The sequence below is a fragment of the Sinorhizobium sp. B11 genome (assembly GCA_039725955.1).
GTDB lineage: Bacteria > Pseudomonadota > Alphaproteobacteria > Rhizobiales > Rhizobiaceae > Rhizobium.
The window spans coordinates 3,800,663-3,819,559 of record CP091034.1 but is presented as its reverse complement, the minus strand read 5'-3'; the positions used below and the strand labels follow the sequence as shown (position 1 = coordinate 3,819,559).

General features: G+C 60.2%; 19 protein-coding genes. 7 read left to right on the top strand and 12 right to left on the bottom strand.

The annotated features are described in order from the left end of the window. Nucleotides 1-83: 83 nt before the first annotated feature. Together mprF and LVY75_28965 are read left to right on the top strand one after the other, a co-directional pair. Nucleotides 84-2,690 (top strand): bifunctional lysylphosphatidylglycerol flippase/synthetase MprF, encoded by a 2,607-nt coding sequence (gene mprF, locus LVY75_28970; protein ID XAZ22804.1) that lies wholly within the window; start codon nt 84-86, stop codon nt 2,688-2,690. Next, the gene (locus LVY75_28965) at nt 2,687-4,069 is read left to right on the top strand and encodes a virulence factor family protein (GenBank protein ID XAZ22803.1); all 1,383 of its coding nucleotides are present in this window, start codon (nt 2,687-2,689) and stop codon (nt 4,067-4,069) included. Before mprF ends, LVY75_28965 begins: the two co-directional genes overlap by 4 nt. Here LVY75_28965 and LVY75_28960 read toward each other — a convergent pair. The 6 genes from LVY75_28960 to ruvC all read right to left on the bottom strand — a co-directional run bounded on the left by LVY75_28960 (nt 4,066) and on the right by ruvC (nt 8,361). Then, entirely contained in the window at nt 4,066-4,629 is a 564-nt protein-coding gene (locus LVY75_28960) for a DinB family protein (protein ID XAZ22802.1), read from the bottom strand. The two genes, LVY75_28965 and LVY75_28960, sit on opposite strands and share 4 nt — an antisense overlap. A 49-nt stretch (nt 4,630-4,678) precedes the next feature. Further along, the gene (locus LVY75_28955) at nt 4,679-5,191 is read right to left on the bottom strand and encodes an NUDIX hydrolase (protein ID XAZ22801.1); all 513 of its coding nucleotides are present in this window, start codon (nt 5,189-5,191) and stop codon (nt 4,679-4,681) included. A 4-nt stretch (nt 5,192-5,195) separates the two neighbouring features. After that, the gene (locus tag LVY75_28950) at nt 5,196-6,098 is read right to left on the bottom strand and encodes a metallophosphoesterase (protein ID XAZ22800.1); all 903 of its coding nucleotides are present in this window, start codon (nt 6,096-6,098) and stop codon (nt 5,196-5,198) included. Then, nucleotides 6,099-7,136 (bottom strand): Holliday junction branch migration DNA helicase RuvB, encoded by a 1,038-nt coding sequence (gene ruvB / locus LVY75_28945; protein XAZ22799.1) that lies wholly within the window; start codon nt 7,134-7,136, stop codon nt 6,099-6,101. Nucleotides 7,137-7,206: 70 nt separating this feature from the next. Further along, on the bottom strand, nt 7,207-7,821 hold the full coding sequence (gene ruvA / locus LVY75_28940; GenBank protein ID XAZ22798.1) for a Holliday junction branch migration protein RuvA: 615 nt from the start codon (nt 7,819-7,821) through the stop codon (nt 7,207-7,209). Between the two features lie 12 nt (nt 7,822-7,833). After that, nucleotides 7,834-8,361 (bottom strand): crossover junction endodeoxyribonuclease RuvC, encoded by a 528-nt coding sequence (gene ruvC / locus LVY75_28935; protein XAZ22797.1) that lies wholly within the window; start codon nt 8,359-8,361, stop codon nt 7,834-7,836. Nucleotides 8,362-8,605: 244 nt separating this feature from the next. On the opposite strand from ruvC, the gene LVY75_28930 reads away from it, so the two are divergent. The 3 genes from LVY75_28930 to LVY75_28920 all read left to right on the top strand — a co-directional run bounded on the left by LVY75_28930 (nt 8,606) and on the right by LVY75_28920 (nt 12,524). Beyond that, a complete protein-coding gene (locus LVY75_28930) occupies nt 8,606-10,921 on the top strand; it encodes a methyl-accepting chemotaxis protein (GenBank protein ID XAZ22796.1) in 2,316 nt (771 codons plus the stop codon). 7 nt (nt 10,922-10,928) lie between these two features. After that, nucleotides 10,929-11,423: an N-acetyltransferase gene (locus LVY75_28925; protein ID XAZ22795.1), complete on the top strand. Its 495-nt coding sequence runs from the start codon at nt 10,929-10,931 to the stop codon at nt 11,421-11,423. Between the two features lie 99 nt (nt 11,424-11,522). Continuing rightward, a complete protein-coding gene (locus LVY75_28920; GenBank protein XAZ22794.1) occupies nt 11,523-12,524 on the top strand; it encodes an LLM class flavin-dependent oxidoreductase in 1,002 nt (333 codons plus the stop codon). 72 nt (nt 12,525-12,596) lie between these two features. On the opposite strand, the gene LVY75_28915 is transcribed toward LVY75_28920, so the two are convergent. Next, nucleotides 12,597-13,343 carry a YebC/PmpR family DNA-binding transcriptional regulator gene (locus LVY75_28915; GenBank protein XAZ22793.1) on the bottom strand — a complete coding sequence of 249 codons (747 nt, stop codon included), beginning with the start codon at nt 13,341-13,343 and terminating at the stop codon, nt 12,597-12,599. A gap of 173 nt (nt 13,344-13,516) precedes the next feature. On the opposite strand from LVY75_28915, the gene LVY75_28910 reads away from it, so the two are divergent. Then, a complete protein-coding gene (locus tag LVY75_28910; GenBank protein ID XAZ22792.1) occupies nt 13,517-14,020 on the top strand; it encodes a pyridoxamine 5'-phosphate oxidase family protein in 504 nt (167 codons plus the stop codon). 35 nt (nt 14,021-14,055) lie between these two features. Here the strand turns inward: LVY75_28910 and LVY75_28905 are convergent, their stop codons facing one another. The 4 genes from LVY75_28905 to LVY75_28890 all read right to left on the bottom strand — a co-directional run bounded on the left by LVY75_28905 (nt 14,056) and on the right by LVY75_28890 (nt 16,941). Further along, the gene (locus tag LVY75_28905; GenBank protein XAZ22791.1) at nt 14,056-14,901 is read right to left on the bottom strand and encodes an MBL fold metallo-hydrolase; all 846 of its coding nucleotides are present in this window, start codon (nt 14,899-14,901) and stop codon (nt 14,056-14,058) included. Nucleotides 14,902-14,996: 95 nt separating this feature from the next. Further along, nucleotides 14,997-15,821, bottom strand: a complete 825-nt coding sequence (locus LVY75_28900; GenBank protein ID XAZ22790.1) for a TIGR00282 family metallophosphoesterase — start codon at nt 15,819-15,821, stop codon at nt 14,997-14,999. A 3-nt stretch (nt 15,822-15,824) separates the two neighbouring features. Then, a complete protein-coding gene (locus tag LVY75_28895) occupies nt 15,825-16,412 on the bottom strand; it encodes a 5-formyltetrahydrofolate cyclo-ligase (protein ID XAZ22789.1) in 588 nt (195 codons plus the stop codon). A 67-nt stretch (nt 16,413-16,479) separates the two neighbouring features. Beyond that, nucleotides 16,480-16,941, bottom strand: coding sequence for a MarR family transcriptional regulator (locus tag LVY75_28890; protein XAZ22788.1), 462 nt, complete (start codon nt 16,939-16,941; stop codon nt 16,480-16,482). A gap of 58 nt (nt 16,942-16,999) precedes the next feature. On the opposite strand from LVY75_28890, the gene LVY75_28885 reads away from it, so the two are divergent. Continuing rightward, the gene (locus LVY75_28885) at nt 17,000-18,067 is read left to right on the top strand and encodes an FUSC family protein (protein XAZ22787.1); all 1,068 of its coding nucleotides are present in this window, start codon (nt 17,000-17,002) and stop codon (nt 18,065-18,067) included. On the opposite strand, the gene LVY75_28880 is transcribed toward LVY75_28885, so the two are convergent. Further along, nucleotides 18,064-18,870: a hypothetical protein gene (locus LVY75_28880; protein XAZ22786.1), complete on the bottom strand. Its 807-nt coding sequence runs from the start codon at nt 18,868-18,870 to the stop codon at nt 18,064-18,066. The genes LVY75_28885 and LVY75_28880 overlap by 4 nt on opposite strands. Nucleotides 18,871-18,897: the final 27 nt, after the last annotated feature.

The window sequence follows — 18,897 nt, the reverse complement described above, 5'->3', positions numbered from 1 at the left end:
ATGGTTCATAGAGCTTGCATGTTGCGTATGTTACGTCTCTCAGAAGAGATTCCCGCCAAATTGGCAATTGCAGCAGGTAATAAATGTCGGGTCACGGCAAGTTGGAAGAGAATTCAGAGACGGAAGAGGGTTTTTCCGTCGGCGCAGTTTTCCGGCGCTATCGCACGCCTCTGACGGCTCTTGCCACGCTCCTCATTTTTTGCCTTGTCGGCTACGCGATCATGCAGTTGACCGATGAGGTGCGCTATGACGACGTCGTCGAGGCCCTCGCGGCAACCCGGCCGAGCTCGATCCTGCTCGCCTTGCTCTTCACGGCCCTGAGCTTTCTGGCACTCGTTTTCTACGATCTCAACGCCATCGACTATATCGGCAAGCGGCTGCCTTTTCCGCATGTCGCGCTCACCGCCTTCAGCGCCTATGCGGTCGGCAATACTGCCGGTTTCGGTGCATTGTCAGGCGGGGCGATCCGTTACCGTGCCTATACGAGGCTTGGGATTTCGCCTGAGGATATCGGCCGGATCATTGCTTTCGTGACGTTGTCTTTCGGCCTGGGCCTTGCGGCTGTGGCTGCAATCGCGCTTCTCGTTATTGCCGATGAGATCGCGCCGCTGATCAATGTCAGCGGCCTGTGGCTTCGGATCGTCGCGGCGGTCATCCTGGCGATCCTCGGCTCTCTCATGATTGTCGGTCGCGAGGGCAGGGTGATCGAAATCGGTTCGATCGCGCTTCGCCTGCCGGATTCGCGCACCTGGTCGCGCCAGTTCCTGGTAACCGCATTCGATATCGCGGCTTCCGCCTCGGTGCTCTACGTGCTCCTGCCTCAAACGGCGATCGGTTGGCCGGTGTTTCTGGCGGTCTACGCGATTGCCGTCGGGCTTGGCGTGCTGAGCCACGTGCCGGCGGGTCTTGGCGTTTTTGAAACTGTCATCATCGCCTCACTCGGCAGCGCGGTGAACATCGATGCCGTTCTCGGCTCACTGGTTCTTTATCGCCTGATCTATCACGTCTTGCCGCTGCTGATTGCCATCCTTGCGGTGTCGGCGGCCGAGCTTCGCCGCTTCGTGGATCATCCTGCGGCCTCCAGCGTGCGGCGTATCGGCGGGCGGCTGATGCCGCAGCTTCTTTCGGCACTGGCGCTGCTTCTGGGCGTCATGCTGATCTTTTCGAGCGTGACGCCGACGCCCGATCAAAACCTCGAATTTCTCTCCAACTATCTGCCGCTGCCAATTGTCGAAGGTGCGCATTTCCTCTCCAGCCTGCTCGGGCTTGCGCTTGTCGTTGCGGCCCGCGGCCTTGGTCAGCGGCTCGATGGTGCGTGGTGGGTGGCGGTATTTTCCGCCGTTGCTGCCCTGACGCTTTCGCTGCTGAAAGCGATTGCGCTTGTCGAAGCGGCTGTCCTGGCCTTTCTGGTTTTCGGCCTCTTTGTTAGTCGCCGGCTTTTCACCCGTCATGCTTCGCTTCTCAACCAGGCGATGACGACATCCTGGCTGACGGCGATTGCCGTGATCATTGTCGGAGCTGTCGTCATCCTGCTCTTCGTCTATCGCGATGTGGAATACAGCAACGAGCTCTGGTGGCAGTTTGAATTTGCCGCAGAAGCGCCGCGCGGCCTGCGTGCGGTGCTCGGCATCTCCATCATTTCCTCTGCCATTGCCGTTTTCAGCCTGTTGCGGCCTGCGGCCTTCAAACCGGAGCCGGCGGACGAGGAAGCGGTTCGCCGAGCCGTCGAGATCGTCGGGAAGCAGGATAGTGCGGATGCCAACCTCGTGCGCATGGGCGACAAGTCCATCATGTTCTCGGAAAAGGGCGACGCCTTCATCATGTATGGCCGGCAGGGGCGTTCATGGATCGCACTGTTTGATCCGATCGGTGACCGTCATGCCGTGCCGGAACTGGTCTGGCGTTTCGTGGAAGCGGCGCGCGCTGCGGGATGCCGCGCTGTGTTCTACCAGATCTCGCCGGCGCTGCTTTCGCATTGCGCCGATGCCGGCTTGCGCGCCTTCAAGCTGGGTGAACTGGCGGTCGCTGATCTGCGCACCTTCGAAATGAAGGGCGGCAAATGGGCGAACCTGCGCCAGACCGCAAGCCGCGCCCAGCGCGACGGGCTGGAATTCGCCGTTATTGAGCCCGTTGATATCCCTGCCGTCATCGACGATCTGTCGGCCGTTTCCAACGCGTGGCTCGAGCACCACAATGCCAAGGAGAAAGGTTTCTCGCTCGGTGCCTTCGATCCTGATTATGTGATGTCTCAACCGGTCGGAGTTCTCAAGAAGGACGGCCGAATCGTTGCTTTTGCCAATATCCTGGTCACCACGGCGAGAGAGGAGGGGACGATCGACCTGATGCGCTTCTCGCCCGATGCGCCGAAAGGGGCAATGGACTTCCTGTTCGTGCAGATCATGGAGTATCTGCGCGCTCAGGGCTTTACGCATTTTAACCTTGGCATGGCGCCTCTCTCCGGCATGTCGAAACGGGAGGTAGCGCCTGTCTGGGACCGTATCGGCGGTACGGTCTTCGAACACGGCGAGCGCTTCTACAACTTCAAGGGGCTTCGTGCCTTCAAATCCAAGTTTCATCCGCACTGGCAACCGCGCTATCTTGCGGTGTCCGGAGGGGGCAATCCGATGATCGCATTGATGGATGCGACATTGCTGATTGGCGGCGGATTGAAAGGGGTAGTGAGAAAATGATGAAAAAATACCTGTTTGCTGCGGCGTGCGTCAGCATGTTCGCGGCCGCACCGTCTTATGCTGCGGACGAGACCACCCAGAGCTTCGAGACGGGGCTTATTCCTTCGCCGCATATCTTCCTGCCGCAGGGCGAAGTAAAGGGCGCGGTCTTTCTGATTTCCGATGCCGCCGGCTGGGGTGACAGTGAAAAGACTGAGGCAGACCGTTTGGTTTCGCAGGGTTCCGTCGTCATCGGCGTCGATTTCCCGTCCTATATGGAAGCGCTGAACCGCTACGACGTCAGCCTTAACGACGGCTGCATCTACACGGTTTCCGATATTGAATCGCTTAGCCAGCAGGTACAACGCGCCGCAGGCAACAGCCCCTATCACCTGCCGATCGTCGCCGGCATTGGCGAGGGCGGTGCGCTGGCGCTCGCCATTGCCGCACAGACGCCCGATGCAACGATCGGCCAGACATTTGTCGTCGACCCGCATGCCGGCATTCCGTTGAGCAAGGAACTCTGCACACCGGCCCAGAAAAAGGTCGTCGGTGACCGCAGCGTCTATGGACTGACCGATGGTAGCCTGCCGGATCCGATCATCGCCACGTTCACGCCTGCTGCCGACAAGGATGGCCGTGCTCATGTGGAGGATCTGAAAAAGGCGCATGATGCGATCGAAATCCGTGACTCCACTGACGATGCACAAACCGTCTTTGCCGATACGCTCGATGATCTGGTGACGGCTTCGGGTGCCTTCGACAATCCGCTCGGCCTGCCGCTTGCGGTTCTCGAGGCCAAGCCGAACCTTGATACGATGGCCGTTATCTATTCCGGCGACGGCGGTTGGCGTGACATCGACAAGGAAGTCGGGGGGATGCTTCAGAAAGAGGGTATTCCCGTCGTCGGCATCGACTCGCTGCGCTATTTCTGGACCGAGCGTAAACCGCAGGAAACGGCCGACGATCTCTCGCGCATCATCGAATTCTACCGCAAGCAATGGAAGGTCAAGCACGTCCTGCTGATCGGCTATTCCTTCGGCGCGGATATCGTGCCAGCCACTTATCAGCTTCTGAAACCCGAGGAGAAGAGGGCGGTAGCGCAGATTTCGCTTCTGTCTCTGTCGCACCAGGTCGATTACGTCATTTCCGTCATGGGCTGGCTCGGCCAGAAGACCGAAGGGGCCGGCGGCGATCCCATCAAGGATCTCAAGGGCGCCAATCCGAAACTCGTCCAATGCATCTACGGCAAGGATGACGACGATGATGTGGCCTGCCCGGCTGTCAAGGATGTCGGCGGCGAGGTGATCGAGCTGCCTGGCGATCATCACTTTGACGAAAATTACGATCTTCTGACCAAGACGATCATCGATGGCCTGAAGGCGCGCCTCAAGGGCTAACGCATCAGCATCTGTTCACTCCAGCCGAGGGCGGCAACTTCGCCGCCCCGGAACCTCGCGTCGTCGTCGACGATGAATTCGTCGAGCTGCGGCGGAGCGACGCTGCTGCCTGCCAGCATGGCATGTACCTGTCCGCGATGGTGCGTCTGATGTTGAAAGAGGTGGCTCAGCACATCCTCCATGCGTTCTCGCTGAACGCGTCCGTCGCGCTGAAGCTCCACCGTCGAGGCAAGCCTCTCGGGTGTCAGCCCTTCGCAGATTGCAACAAGGCGCCGGTCTACCTTCGCCTGCTCTGTGGAGAGCGATGGCAGGTCATCGAAGGGTTCTTCAATGTCGAAGGCGCGAAGGCCGAGGGTTCCCCCTTCCAGCCCATCGACATAGAACCAGTCGACTGTGAGCGTGTGGTTCAGCGTCGATTTGATCGACGGGAAAAAGCTTGTGCGCGTGGCTTCGAATTCGCCGGGTTCAAGGGTCGCGCAGGCTGCAAGAAGCCGGCTGTTTGCCAGGGCATTGTTGTAGGCGAGCTTTCGAAACATGCGGCAGGGGTCGAAACTCGACATCGCATCTCCTCCTTGAAGCGCTTCCGGTTTTCCGAAAACACGAAGTGCTCTAATCCTTGTCATCGAGATCGCCGTCGCGCCACACCAGATGACGAGGCGAGGCGGGCAGGTTTTCGATCTCGCCCGCGATGAAATAGGGCGGAATATCGAGCGCGGTCAGACCTTGGAACGTTGCGGGCACCCATTTGAATTCCAGATGATTGTCGCCATCCTCCACCCGATGAATAATCTCATGCGTACGGAAGGGAAATTCCCGCGGGATTTCCATGAGATAGTAGAATCCGAGCTCATGCCAGTCACGGCCCTCGTAATGGAAGAAATTCTCGACGGTCCAGAGGAGACGACCGACGGTCACTTCGACGCCGAGTTCCTCCATCATCTCCCGCTTCAGCGTTTCCTCAGAGGTTTCTCCGATCTCGGCGCGGCCGCCGGGAAAGGTCCAGAAAGGTTCGTGAACGGCGCGATGGACAAGGACGTGTCCATCGCGAAATCCGAGCCCAGCGATCCGGTAGTTGAAGCGCTGGCTGCCTGCATTGAGGCGAACGACAGTTCTCTTGGCCATGATATTATCCGAGGTCAATGACCACTATCTCCGGCGGAATGCCGAAGCGCACCGGCGCAACGGAGCAGCCGAGCCCGCCGGAAACGATGATGTTTCGACCATCCTCCACAATATGGCCATAGGCATAACGATCGCCGTAACGTGAGGGCACGACCGGTGAATAACCAAGAAGACGGATCTGCCCTCCATGCGTGTGGCCAGACAGAGTGAGCGATACCCGGTCGGGCACACGTGGAAATATGTCGGGCTCGTGGGCCAGCAGGATAACGGGCGCGTTGTCGGAAATCTGTGCGAGCGTTCCGTCGAGATCGTCGAGCCCCTGCATCCGGCTGCGGCCCCATTTCCTGCCAGGCAGGAGCGCCAGTTGATCCTCCAGACCCGCCAGCCAGAAGGCGTGCCCTTCCTTTTCCAGCCTGGCGGCACGATTGCTGTAGACGGGGATGCCTGCGTCGGCCAGTGCTCTATGTCCGAACGTATCGCCTCCGCCATTCTTCTGCGCGGTCCTGTCTTCCCACCAATCGTGGTTGCCCATGATCGCATGCACGCCGAGCGGGGCCTTGAGCGTAGCCAGCGCCTTCGACCACTCACTGGAATGGACGTAGCGCGTCACCATGTTCATGCCAGCCGCGTAGTCACCGAGCAGGAGCGTGATATCGCCGCCAAGCTCGTTAGCATGGGCGCAAATCGACGCGATGCGGGCGGCAGACATCCAGGGTTCGCAGGCATGGAGATCGGCAAGCGCGACGAGCCGCAGCTTTAGGCCCGGCGTCCATCCTGGCGGGGTAAGCGTATAACGGGAAATCGCCGGCCGGGCCAGCGGTTCATAGGCGAATGCATATCCGCCGAGTGCCATGAGGCTGGCGACGCCGCCACCCATCAGTTTGAGAAAGCCGCGCCGGCTGATCAATCAATCGTCCTCCCGGAACAGCCCGAATTGCGCAGCCTCCATGTCCTTTGGCGGCTGCATGCCGAGATGTTTCCACGCGATTGCGGTCAGAACGCGGCCACGCGGCGTGCGCTGTATGAAACCCTGTTGGATCATGTAGGGCTCGATGATGTCCTCGATCGCATCACGCGGCTCGGAGAGACCGGCCGCAATGGTTTCGATGCCGACCGGGCCGCCGCCGAAATTGACGGCGATCATGTTGAGGTAGCGCTTGTCGAGCTGGTCGAGACCCATATTGTCGACCAGCAGGCGGGTCAGTGCCTCATCGGCGATCTCGCGGGTGACAGCTTCGGCCCCTGCGACTTCGGCAAAGTCGCGCACGCGGCGGAGCAGGCGGCCGGCGATGCGCGGTGTCCCGCGCGCACGCCTTGCGATTTCGCGGGCGCCGTCATCGGTCATGCCAAGGCCCATCAGACGGGCGCCGCGGCGGACAATCAGTTCCAGCTCCTCCACCGTATAGAAGGAGAGACGCACAGGTATGCCGAAACGGTCGCGCAGCGGTGTCGTCAGCAGACCAAGGCGAGTGGTGGCGGCAACGAGCGTGAATTTCGACAGGTCGATCTTGACCGAGCGGGCGGCGGGGCCTTCGCCGATGATGAGGTCGAGCTGGAAATCTTCCATCGCGGGATAAAGGATTTCCTCGACCGCGGGGTTGAGGCGATGGATTTCGTCGATGAAGAGCACGTCACGCTCTTCGAGATTGGTCAGCAATGCGGCGAGGTCGCCGGCCTTGGCGATAACCGGGCCGGAGGTCGAGCGGAAATTGACGCCGAGTTCCTTCGCCATGATCTGCGCCAGTGTCGTCTTGCCGAGGCCGGGCGGGCCGACGAAGAGAACATGGTCCAGCGCTTCGCCGCGGTTTTTGGCCGCTTCGATGAAGATCTTGAGATTGGCGCGTGCCTCCGCCTGGCCGGTAAACTCGTCCAGAGACTGCGGACGCAGCGTTGTATCCAGGTCTTCGCCACGCTTTTCCGGCGCTATCAGGCGGGCATCAGTCATTGAGTATTTCCGTTAGAAGCTTGCTCAAGTCCATACACCAAGCGGCCCGCATTGACACCCCGCGAGGCCATCAGCGGGAGAGTTCCCGCAGGCCGAGGCGGATCAGCTTGGCGCTATCGGCATCCTCTCCGGCCGTCTTCATGGCGGCGGCAACCGCATTGGCTGCCTGATCACGGGAATAGCCAAGATTGGTCAGGGCCGAAACGGCATCGGCAACGGGGGCTGCGGCCACGCCTTCGCCGATCTCCTGCTTGAGACCGATATTGATCGCCTCGCCGGCAAAGGCGGGCGCCTTGTTCTTGAGTTCGGTGACGATGCGGATCGCGACCTTGGGTCCGACGCCCTGAGCACGCGAAACGGCGGTCTTGTCCTGCAGGGCTATGGCATTGGCAAGCTCTGGCGGCGTGAGCGTCGAAAGTACGGCGAGCGCCACTTTCGCGCCGACGCCCTGCACGCTCTGGAGCAGGTTGAACCATTCGCGTTCGAGCTGGGTCTGGAAGCCGAAGAGCTTCAACTGATCTTCACGTACATAGGTCTCGATAAAAAGCACGCAGGCCTCTCCGACGGAGCCGAGTTTCGAGAGCGTGCGTGCCGAGCAAAAGGCGACGTAACAGACGCCGTGCACATCGACGAGCACATAGTCATCGCCGATCTCGTCTATGGTGCCCTTCAGCTTGCCGATCATGATCTTGTTCCGTCAGGGATGAGTTGCAGAAGCGCTGGCGACCGCCTGGCGCATGCGGTTTGCACCGCGGTGATGGGCATGGCAGATCGCAATCGCCAATGCGTCGGCGGCGTCATTGCCCTTGAATTCGGCCTTCGGCATCAAGATCTTCAGCATCATGTGGATCTGCTGCTTCTCGCCGTGACCGACGCCGATGACGGTCTTCTTGACGGCGTTCGGCGCATATTCCGACACCGGCAGACCGGCACGGGCCGGCACCAGCATGGCGATGCCACGTGCCTGGCCGAGCTTCAGCGTGGCGACGGCGTCCTTGTTGACGAAGGTCTGTTCGACGGCAGCCTCTTCCGGCTTGTAGGAATGGACAACGTCGGCAAGCCCATCATGCAGCTGGCAGAGCCGCGAAGCCAGGTCCATGTCGCCATCCGAGGTGACGGTTCCCGAGGCAACGAAGCGCAGCGAATTGCCGAGCGTATCGATGATGCCCCATCCGGTGCGGCGAAGACCGGGATCAATACCGATGATGCGAATCGTGTTTTGCATGGCTCACCCTATAGCGACGGCTGAATAAGTGCCATCGATATGTGAACAAAGCGAAAACATGGCGTGTTTTCAGGCGGCATTTACCGCGAATTAAACCGGATGCACGAATTCTGATCCATCAAATGTGAGAGGGGCCGACTTTTGCAAAGCTTAAGGCCTCCGATGGTCTGTTTGCAGTTCAACCGGCGGGTGATATCTCGACGATACACCCGCCGGCGGCGCCGTTCCGGAAGGGTTCTTTTTCATGGCTCAGAGATTTCAGTCCCTGTCCTTCAAGGTGATAGCCACCTTCATCCTGCTGACCACGCTTTCGGTCGCTGTGATCAATATCCTCGCCTATTTCGCCAGCAGCCGCGTTTCCGACGAGCAGGCGCTGAAGGCCAAGGAGAGCGTACTGATTTTCCGCGGCGATATGCTGCAGGATCAGCTTGTGCAGCTCGAGAACCAGGCGACCTCCATTGCGCGCATCGAAGCGCTGCAGATGGCGATCACTAGCCTGAAGAGCGGCTGGAAGACGATCGAGAAAAGCTCGGGCGATGCCCGCGGGGAGCTGAAGAAAGTCTTTATCACCAACAACCCGAACCCGGCCGACCAGCGCGAAAAGCTTACCAAGCCGGAGGGGCCGAGCGGTTTCTATTATTCGAACCATGAAAAGACGCAGAGCGAAGTGGCGCGCGATCTCGCCGACACGGCGTTCAGCGACCTCCTGATCGTCGATCTCGATGGTACTGTGCTCTATTCCTACAAGAAGAATGACGATTTTGCGGAAAACCTGAAGTCGGATGCCTGGAAGTCGACCGGTGCAGGTATCGCCTATGCCAGGGCGATCGAGAATACCGCAAAGGCCACCGATGATTCTGCGCCGACGGCCTTCTCCGGTCTGCGCGTCGACGCAGTAAGCGGCAAGTCGGCGATCTTCTATGCGGTGCCGATCGTCAAGCTCGGCCAGGCGAAGGGATTGATGCTCTTCAAGGTACGCGACGATGTCGTCACTGGCATCCTCGCGAAGGGTATCGTGTCAGGCAGTACGGCGCAGGCGGCGATCATTTCGGCTGACGGTTCGGCCGTTGGTCTCAATGCATCCGGCCGGCTAGCGACGCTCGATACCGCGCCGTTCACCTTCATCAAGGATGCGCTTGCGAGCTCGGTTATGACAGTCGCAGACTTCGATCGCACCGATGGAACAGCACGCGCCTATGTGCGCGGCGTCGACTATCGCGGCGATCGTTTCCTCGTCGTCGAAAGCGTGCTGCTCAGCGAATTGAACGCTGGCTCGATCGAGATCGCCACGCTGCTGACCTGGATCGGCATCGGCGTTCTCGTTGTCATGGCTATTGCCACGGGGCTCATCACCAACTTGCTGTTCTCACCACTTGCCCGTCTTGCCGGCGTGACCAGCGAGGTCGCTGACGGCAAGCTCGAAGTCGAGATTGGCAGCCAGAGCCGCAAGGACGAGATCGGCACGATGGCGAAGGCGCTTGCTCGTTTCAAGCAGTCGCTGATCGAAGGCCGCCAGCTCGAAGCTGCGAGCGAGCAAACGCGCATGCGGGCCGAAAGCGAGCGCCAACAGAATCTGGCCCAGCGCGAGGCGGAGGCCCGCAGTCTGCAGGGTGTCGTCACGGCACTCGACGAGGGGCTTCATCATCTGGCAAGCGGCGATCTCGCCTACCAGATCGAAACCCGCTTCCCGAGCGAGCTCGAAAGCCTGCGCGTGAACTTCAACGAGGCGCTAGCGACACTCAACGAAACGATGACGGCGATCGGCGGCAATTCCATGGCCGTCCGTGCCGGCTCCGAAGAGATGCGCACCGGGGCCGATGAACTGGCCGGTCGCACGGAGCGTCAGGCAAGCTCGATCACCGAGACGGCAAACGCGATCAGCGCCATCACACAGTCTGTGCGCGTGCAGATCGAGCGCGCCGAGCAGGCGGCGCGCATCGCCCGCGACGCCAAGAAGGAGACGGTCGGCTCCAGCCAGATCATGCGCGAGACGATTGCGGCGATGGAAGCGATCCAGGCGTCGTCTCGGCAGATCAACACCATCATTTCCGTCATCGACGATATTGCCTTCCAGACCAATCTGCTGGCACTGAATGCCGGCGTCGAGGCGGCGCGCGCCGGCGAAAGCGGCAAGGGTTTTGCGGTCGTCGCCATGGAAGTACGCGAGTTGGCGCAACGCTCTTCGAGCGCTGCCAAGGAAATCTCCAGCCTGTTGCAAAAATCCACGCATGAGGTTGAAAGCGGTGTGGCGCTCGTCGAGAGGGCCGGCGTTGCGCTCGCGGGCATCGGTGGTCATGTCGAATCGATCGACGGCCAGATCAACGAAATCATGGAATCCACTCGTGAAGAGGCCGATACCCTACGGCAGATCAACAGTTCGGTCGCCGAGCTCGATTCCATGACCCAGCAGAATGCGGCGATGGTCGAGGAGACAACGGCTGCTATCCATCGCCTGGCTACCGAGGCCGTGGAGATGGACCGCCAGCTCGGCAACTTTACGCTTGGCGAAGGATATCAGCAGCACGGCACCGACATGCATCTGCAGCGCAAGCGGGCCTGATCGTGTCATGCTGATCCGGCTTGAAAAACTCGAGGATGCGGATGCCATTCATGAGCTGACCTGGGTGGCGTTCGAACCGATGCCCTACAGCAATAATACCGAAGCGCAAATCATACGGGATCTTCGTGCATCGAGTGATCTCACATTATCTCTCGTCGCCGAAGAAGGCGGGCAGATCATCGGCCACGTCGCCTTCTCGCCGATCACAATCGGTGACATCAAGGACGGATGGTATGGGCTCGGGCCGATTTCGGTAAAGCCGGAGCGGCAGCGGCAGGGGATTGGCAGAGAGTTGATCCTGAAAGGGCTCGATCTCCTGAGAGAGCGTCATGCAGCAGGCTGCGCGCTGATCGGCAATCCTGCAGTCTATCGGGGGGTCGGTTTCGAGAGCGATGGAAGGTTGACCTATGGCGATCTTGATACGCGCTACGTCCAGCGGATCGTCTTCAGGGGATCGCCACCATCAGGTGCGCTGAAATTCTCTCCGGCTTTCGGCGAATGACGGATAGTTTTCGCGGAAGCTTTTATTGGCGCTGCGATTTGGAATAGAGCCACGGCGAACCTACATAGACCGCACCCCATCTTTGCGCGGCAGGTTTCCATGGTTCCCTTTTCCATTCTCGATCTTTCCCCCGTGGCAGACGGCACGACCATCGGCCAATCCTTTGCGGCGTCGAAGCGCATGGCACAGAAGGCGGAGGACTTCGGCTATACGCGTTTCTGGATGGCCGAACATCACGGCATGCCCGGCGTCGCGAGTGCTGCAACCTCGGTCATTCTCGGGCAGATCGGTGCTGTGACGAAGACCATCCGCATCGGTTCAGGCGGCGTCATGCTGCCGAACCATGCGCCGCTCGTCATTGCCGAACAGTTCGGTACGCTGGAAGCCTTGTTTCCCGGCCGCGTTGATCTCGGCCTCGGCCGCGCGCCGGGAACGGACATGCGCACGGCGCAGGCGCTGCGGCGCAACCTCGACGCCGGTGCAAACAGTTTTCCCAACGATGTCGTGGAGCTACAGCAGCTTCTCGGTACACCGATCGAAAACCAGGCGATCCTTGCCGTGCCTGGCAACGATTCACACATCCCGATCTGGCTGCTCGGCTCCAGCCTCTACAGCGCCCAGCTCGCGGCCATGCTAGGCCTCCCTTTCGCCTTTGCTTCGCATTTTGCGCCTGACATGCTTCTTGATGCCATCGCGATCTATCGCGACCGGTTCCAGCCCTCGTCGGAACTCGACAAGCCCTATGTGATGGTCGGCGTCATGGGCGCTGTTTCCGAGACGGACGAGGAAGCGCGGTACCACTTCACCTCTGCGCAGCAGCAATTCGTCAATCTCAGGCGCAATGTGCGTGGTCCTTTCCCGCGGCCGGTCAAAGACATGGACGCCTTCTGGTCGCCGATGGAAAAGATGAATGTAGAACACACATTGCGCTACGCCGTCGTCGGCTCGCCAGCCACGGCAGAGGCCCAGCTCAATGAATTCCTCAAGGAAACGCAAGCAGATGAGGTCATCATCTCCATGCCGATCCATGATGTCGAGGCGCGTTTGAAATCGGTGGAGCTCTTTGCCGGGCTCGGCAATTTCATGCGGGCCGCAGCCTAGGCGCCAGGGCATCCTTGCAAACAAAAACCCGGCGGAATGGCCGGGTTTTTCGATTCCATATCGTGGATGGCTTTAAGCTGAGAGCTTGGCCAGAACTTCTTCCGAGACTTCGAAGTTCGAGTAGACATTCTGCACGTCATCGTCATCTTCCAGCGAGTCAATGAGCTTCAGCAGTGACTGGGCCCTTTCTTCATCGACCGGCACATTGTTCTGGGCGCGCCAGATGGCCTTTACAGTCTCGGCTTCACCGAGCGAGGCTTCGAGCGCCTTGGCGACTTCGCCGAGGGCTTCGAAGCCGGTCGTGATGTAATGGCCGTCCTCGTCCGTCTCGACATCGTCGGCGCCGGCTTCGATTGCGGCTTCCATCACCTTGTCGGCATCGCCGGCGGACAGCTTGTAAGTGATCTCGCCGACATGATCGAAGGAGAAGGAAACCGACCCGGTTTCGCCGAGTGCGCCGCCGGCCTTGGTGAAGACCGAGCGAACGTTGGAGGCGGTGCGGTTGCGGTTGTCGGTCAGTGCCTCGACGATGATCGCCGTGCCGCCCGGGCCGTAGCCCTCATAACGGACTTCGTCATAGTTCTCGGTATCGGCGCCGGATGCCTTCTTGATGGCGCGATCAATATTGTCCTTCGGCATCGACTGGGCCTTGGCGTTCTGGATCGCCAGGCGCAGGCGGGCGTTCATTGTCGGGTCGGGCAGGCCGGCCTTGGCGGCAACGGTGATTTCGCGCGCGAGCTTGGAGAACATTTTCGACCGCACGGAATCCTGACGGCCCTTGCGGTGCATGATGTTTTTAAACTGTGAATGGCCAGCCATGGCACCCCTGTTCACGTCTCATTGTTCGGAATGGGCCGCGTTATAAGATCGGAAAGGGCGATATTCAAGGAAAAAGCAGTCTTTCACTCCGGCGAAGCCGGTGCGGCTCGCGCCGGAACAAAGCCGGGGAGATGACGTTTTCAACCGACAACGCCAGCAGGAAAGGAACGGCTATGGCAAGCTTCAGCGAAGCCCGTGAACAACCGGCACGTCAGCTCTGGGATCAGATCAACGACATCCACGCCGGCATGCTCGGCCTTTCAGGCGTCGACATGCACATGCAGCCGATGGCACCCAACGTTGATCCGACCACCAATACGATCTGGTTTTATACCAAGACGGATGCCGAACTGGTGCGGATGATCAAACCGGGCAGCCGCGCGCATTTCTGCGTCATCGGCAAGAACCACGATTATCATGCCTGCCTGTCGGGTGTTATCGACGTGCGTCCCGATCCTGCGAAAATCGAGGAATTCTGGAACTCCGTCGTGGCCGCCTGGTATGAAGGGGGCAAGAAGGATCCGAAGCTGACGATGCTGTCCATGCATGTCGATGATGCCGAGATCTGGGTTTCGACTGGCAGCAAGCTGAAATTCGGCTGGGAAATTGCCAAGGCCAATTTCGACGAGGAGAAGATGCCTGACGTCGGCATCAAGCGGCATCTGCAATTTGCGTGAGACAGGGGGAAGGCCCGAGAACGCTCCGGGCCTTTTTACTGCACGTCCTTCATCACGTAGATCAGGGGCTTTTTCGGCAGCGTGCGCAGCGAAACTGTAATGATGTTGTCGGGCGCGTAATTGACGTCGAATCCCGTGCCGAACATCGAGATGAAGGCATTGACCGGCGGGCCGCGACGATGCATCGGCAGGATCAGCGACGAGCGCAGCCGCTTGATGACGCGGCTCATGCTATCGGCTCCCATGGTCAGACCACCATCGACCGGCACCATGACCACGTCGAGCCGGCCGATTTCCGTATAGTGAGTATCGGTCAGTTCGTAATGCAGATGGCCGAGGTGGCCGATACAGAGGCCGGCGATTTCGAAGATGAAGATTGAATTGCCGTCCAGCTGTGATCCGCCCAACCCATAGCTGAAACGGATATCCGTCGTCACATTGCGGATATAGGCGTCACCGACGACGAGGCTAATCCTGGCTTTTTCGCCGGGGATGTCGCTCCACCCGTGCAGCACGTGCTTGATGCCGGGATCCGGCGTCAAGGTGAAATGCGTCGAGTGCGCCTTGTTCATGGTGACGACGTCGGGTGTGACGGCCGGCCTGTACCAACCATTGTAGTCCGTGGCGATGACGATGCCGCCGGGAGTCTCGATTTCGAAGGTTGAATGGCCGAGATAGGTGAACTTGACATCTTCACCCTCGGTAACTGCATGGATTACCGGCGCCACGCCGGAGAAACTCGCGAAAGTGGCCTCGGGAATATTCTGAGCGATTGCCTGGCACTGGCTGACCGGTCCTCGATCTTGCTGGGCTGCGGCAAGGTTAGGCACGGTGAAAATTGCAAGACATGCGATAGCGAGGACAAGACAACGCGGCTTCATGCCACCCCTCCGGCGCTTTCACGACGCCGAGAGGATGCGGCATGCTGTCACACTGGTCCAGACGGGATAAGCTCACAATTGCGTGTTGAGAGGCGCTAGCGCCAGAATTCGGGGATCGTTTCGGCAAGCCGCGGACCAAGGCGCAGCGGAGCGATCTTTTCCGCAAGCCCCGTCGCGTCCGAGATTTCCACGCCGACGCCGCAGATGGTGGCGGGACCAGTGGCGGCTTCCATGCGGCCCTTCGGCATCTTGGAGATGAAGCGGTTCAGCGGCTCTTCCTTGTCCATGCCGAGCGAGGAGTCGTAATCGCCGCACATTCCGGCATCAGACATATAGGCAGTGCCACCGTTCAGGATCTGTGCGTCGGCGGTCGGCACATGGGTATGAGTGCCGACGACGAAGCTGGCACGGCCGTCGACGAAATGGCCGAAGCACTGCTTTTCGCTTGTCGCCTCCGCATGAAAATCGAAGATGATGGCGTCGGCCTGCTCTTTCAGCGGGCAGGCAGCGAGGATCGTTTCTGCCGCCTTGAAGGGATCGTCAAGCTCGGGATGCATGAAGACGCGTCCCATGATGTTGGCGACGAGCACGCGCGCGCCGTTGCGCGCATAAAAAAGGCCGGAACCGCGGCCGGGCGTACCCTGCGGGTAGTTCGCCGGACGCAGGAACTGGTCATGGCGGCCCGCGAATGCAACGGCATCCTTCTGGTCCCAAACGTGATTGCCGGTTGTCACCACATCGGCGCCGGCATTGATCGTTTCCAAAAAGATGTCTTCGGTGATGCCGAAGCCGCCAGCGGCGTTTTCGCCGTTGACGATGACGAAGTCCAGCTTCAGGTCGGACACCAGACCGGGCAGACGATCCCAGACCGCCGTGCGTCCCGTCTTACCGACCATGTCACCCAGAAATAGCAGTCGCATTCCCTATCCAATCCGTGAGGTAAAATGGCGCAGACCGCTTTCCGTCAGGATGGCATCCAGGCTTATGTCATGCGGCTCAGCGGGTACCTCTGCCACTTCCTGGCAGTCAAATGCAATGCCGATCAGCTTCGGGGAAAGGTCTTTTTGCCTGAGACGGTCGATTGCACGGTCATAATGGCCGGCACCGTAGCCGATGCGGTGGCCGCGGGAATCGAAGGCCGACAGTGGTACGAGCATGATTTCCGGGTCGAGGGTTGCAGCATCTTCGCCCGGCCCGACTGTGCCGAAGCCGGTGCCGATCAGCGCCGCGCCATGGACAAGCTCGCGAAAGACAATGGTCTGCCTGTCGATGATTGCGGGCACGCAGAGGCGGGCGCCACGACCGCGCCACCGTGCCATCAGCGGCTGCAGATCGGCTTCCGAACGGATCGGCAGAAAACCGGAGATGATGGTGCCGCGGGCAAAAGCAACCGCATCGCCGGCATGGGCTGCCATATCGAGGCTTTTGGCTGCGCGAAGATCCTTCGGAATGGCGTCGCGGGCCGCCAGACGTTCGGTGCGCAATTGAGCCTTCAATTCCCTGGGCGTCATCTCAAATCCGGTCTCGTTATCCAGCGAACATAACTGCTTGCAGCTGGTGGCGACAGGTGAAAAGGGTCTATTCCTCGCCTGATTGCGCCTCGTCCTCGGGATGGGCGTGGGCGAGCTTCAGCATAATCTCCGATGCGTCGATGAGCGTCTTGCGCTCTTGCGAGGTCAGGCGTTCGTCCATCGCTTTTTCCAGCCAGGCGCGGCGAATGCCTATGTCCTCCGATAGTATATTGCGGCCATGAGGGGTGATCGACAATTCGATCTCGCGGCGGTCAGCTTCGCTCCGCATGCGGCTGATCAGTCCGTCACGCTCGAGAGCGGCAATGATGCGGGTGACCGATTGCGGTTGCAAGCGCTCCTCAAGCGCGAGACGCCAGGCGGGCATAGGTCCCAACCGATGAAGAGTGCCAAGAATTGCGATGGTCGACAGGCTGTGCGGACTTTCGGACCGCGCGGCGCGCAGGCGGCGGCCGAGCAGCAGGACCGAACGCAGGATGAGTGTCGCGGGGGTGTCGTTGCTACTGGACATATAGTACGCACTGCGTATTATATTGCTCGAGCCCAATCCCTGGTTCGAGAGACGGTTGATGGAAAAGACACTCAATCACTTTGCCGGAGCCTTTCGCTGGTCGACTGAAAAGGAAGTGACGGCGATCGAAATCACCGTTTCGGCGCTCGCCATGGCCGTTCCGGCTCTGCTTGCCGCGAGAGGCCATCATACGGGGCTCGGCCTGATCGGTGGCATGGCGATGAGCGGAACGGTAGCGCACGGCAGACTGAGGACGCAAGCTGCGAGCGCAGGGGCTGCATTGCTGGTTTTGATGCTTGCAGCCGGGCTTGCCTGTGCACTCGCGCGGTTGGGCGGGGCGTGGCAGATCGCTCTGTTGCTGATCGCGGGGCTTGCCGGCGTCATCGGCGGGTTCGATCGGGCGATGGTCGCGGCTTCGATGCGCTATGTCTTCTATCTCGTGATGGTTGGCGGCATCGTCTCCACCACGACAGCAGATCCGTTGCTCATCTTTGCCATTGTCATTGGTGGGGCGCTTTTCGCTGTTGTCCTCCACTTGGCTATGGCCCTGGTCGTCGCGCATGTCCGCGGTCATGCGGTAGAGCAGGTTGAAGATGAACGCAAACCAACCGTCAGACAGAGATTCAACAGGTTACGGCGCTCTTTGGGGGAGCCGGCAGGCTGGCAATATCCCGTCCGGCTGGTTTCCTGCCTGGGCGCCGTTTCGCTCATCCACCGGTTCTTTTCCGATCATGACGTTCACTGGGCGGCACTGGCGTTGGTGTTGTTGATCGAGCGGCGGCCGGAACGTTTACCGCTGAAGACGACGCAAAGAGTGATCGGCGTTATCTTCGGTGTCTGCTGCGCGGGGTTGCTGTCGTTTCTAACCTTGCCGAGCTGGGCTGATGTGCTCGTCGTCGCCGTGCTCGGCGGCGCCAGGCCCTTCCTGCGGGTCAGGAATTATCTGGCTTATTCGATCGTGATGACGCCGCTGATGATGATGGCGATGGGAACCGCCGATCATGCCCTGCCGACCTCAGCACTGCTGGACCGGCTATTTGCAACTGTCTTTGCCGCCTGCCTTGTGCTGCTCGTCAACCAGGTAACGATCCATTTTCTGCCTCAGACGGCGGCGCCTAAGGCTTAGACGACGATGCTTGAAGGAATGGCCGCCGTGGGTACCGCAGCCGACAGGCCGGTCACGGCTGATTGCGCTGCCCCGATCGCACCTTCGGCGGCAATATCGCGGTTCTTCTCGCGCAGATCGCGCATGGCCTTTTCGAGGATCTGTTTCAGTTCGCGGACGATGGATTTGAATTCTTCCATCGTCTGGCGGTCATCGGCGGAAATTGTCGATGATTTCGGACCGTCATCGACGGTTTCCTGATAGGCCTTGCGGGCATGAGCAGCGTCATCCATTTCCGCAGTGTTCGTGCCGTCTTCGGCTGCTTCCGCGGTCGTCGCGGCATCCTGCGGTGTCTCGGTAGAAGCCGTTGCGTCGCTTGCAACGGCGCCGGCCGTTGCACTCGCGGTGGTGCCCGTCGTGGTGGTATCAGTCGTGGTGGCGGCGGAAGCTGATGTGGCTGTCGCGCCGGTCGCAGCACTTGGGGCGGACGAGCCGCCGGTTGCAACGGCTGAGGCGAATTCGGAGGCTGCCGCGCCGACCTTGCGCGCGAGTTCAGCGGCAAGGCGCGCAATCACTTCAGGCGGGAAGCCGGCCGTTTTCAGCGCCTGAAGCTCCTGCTTGGCTTCCTCAAGCTTGCGCTGGGCGCGGCTTTTCGCATCGTCGGCGGAGCTAGCCAGCGAATTGCGCGCCTGCTCCAGCGCCAGCGACTGCCGCTGGATCTTCAATACGCCGGCATCGGGCTCATCATTCGTGGACGAAACGCCGGATTGTGCCGGCTGGGTGCCACGCAGAAGAATGGACGCCGAAACGGTTGCGAGCTGCATAATATACCCCCGATTACATTTGGGGCG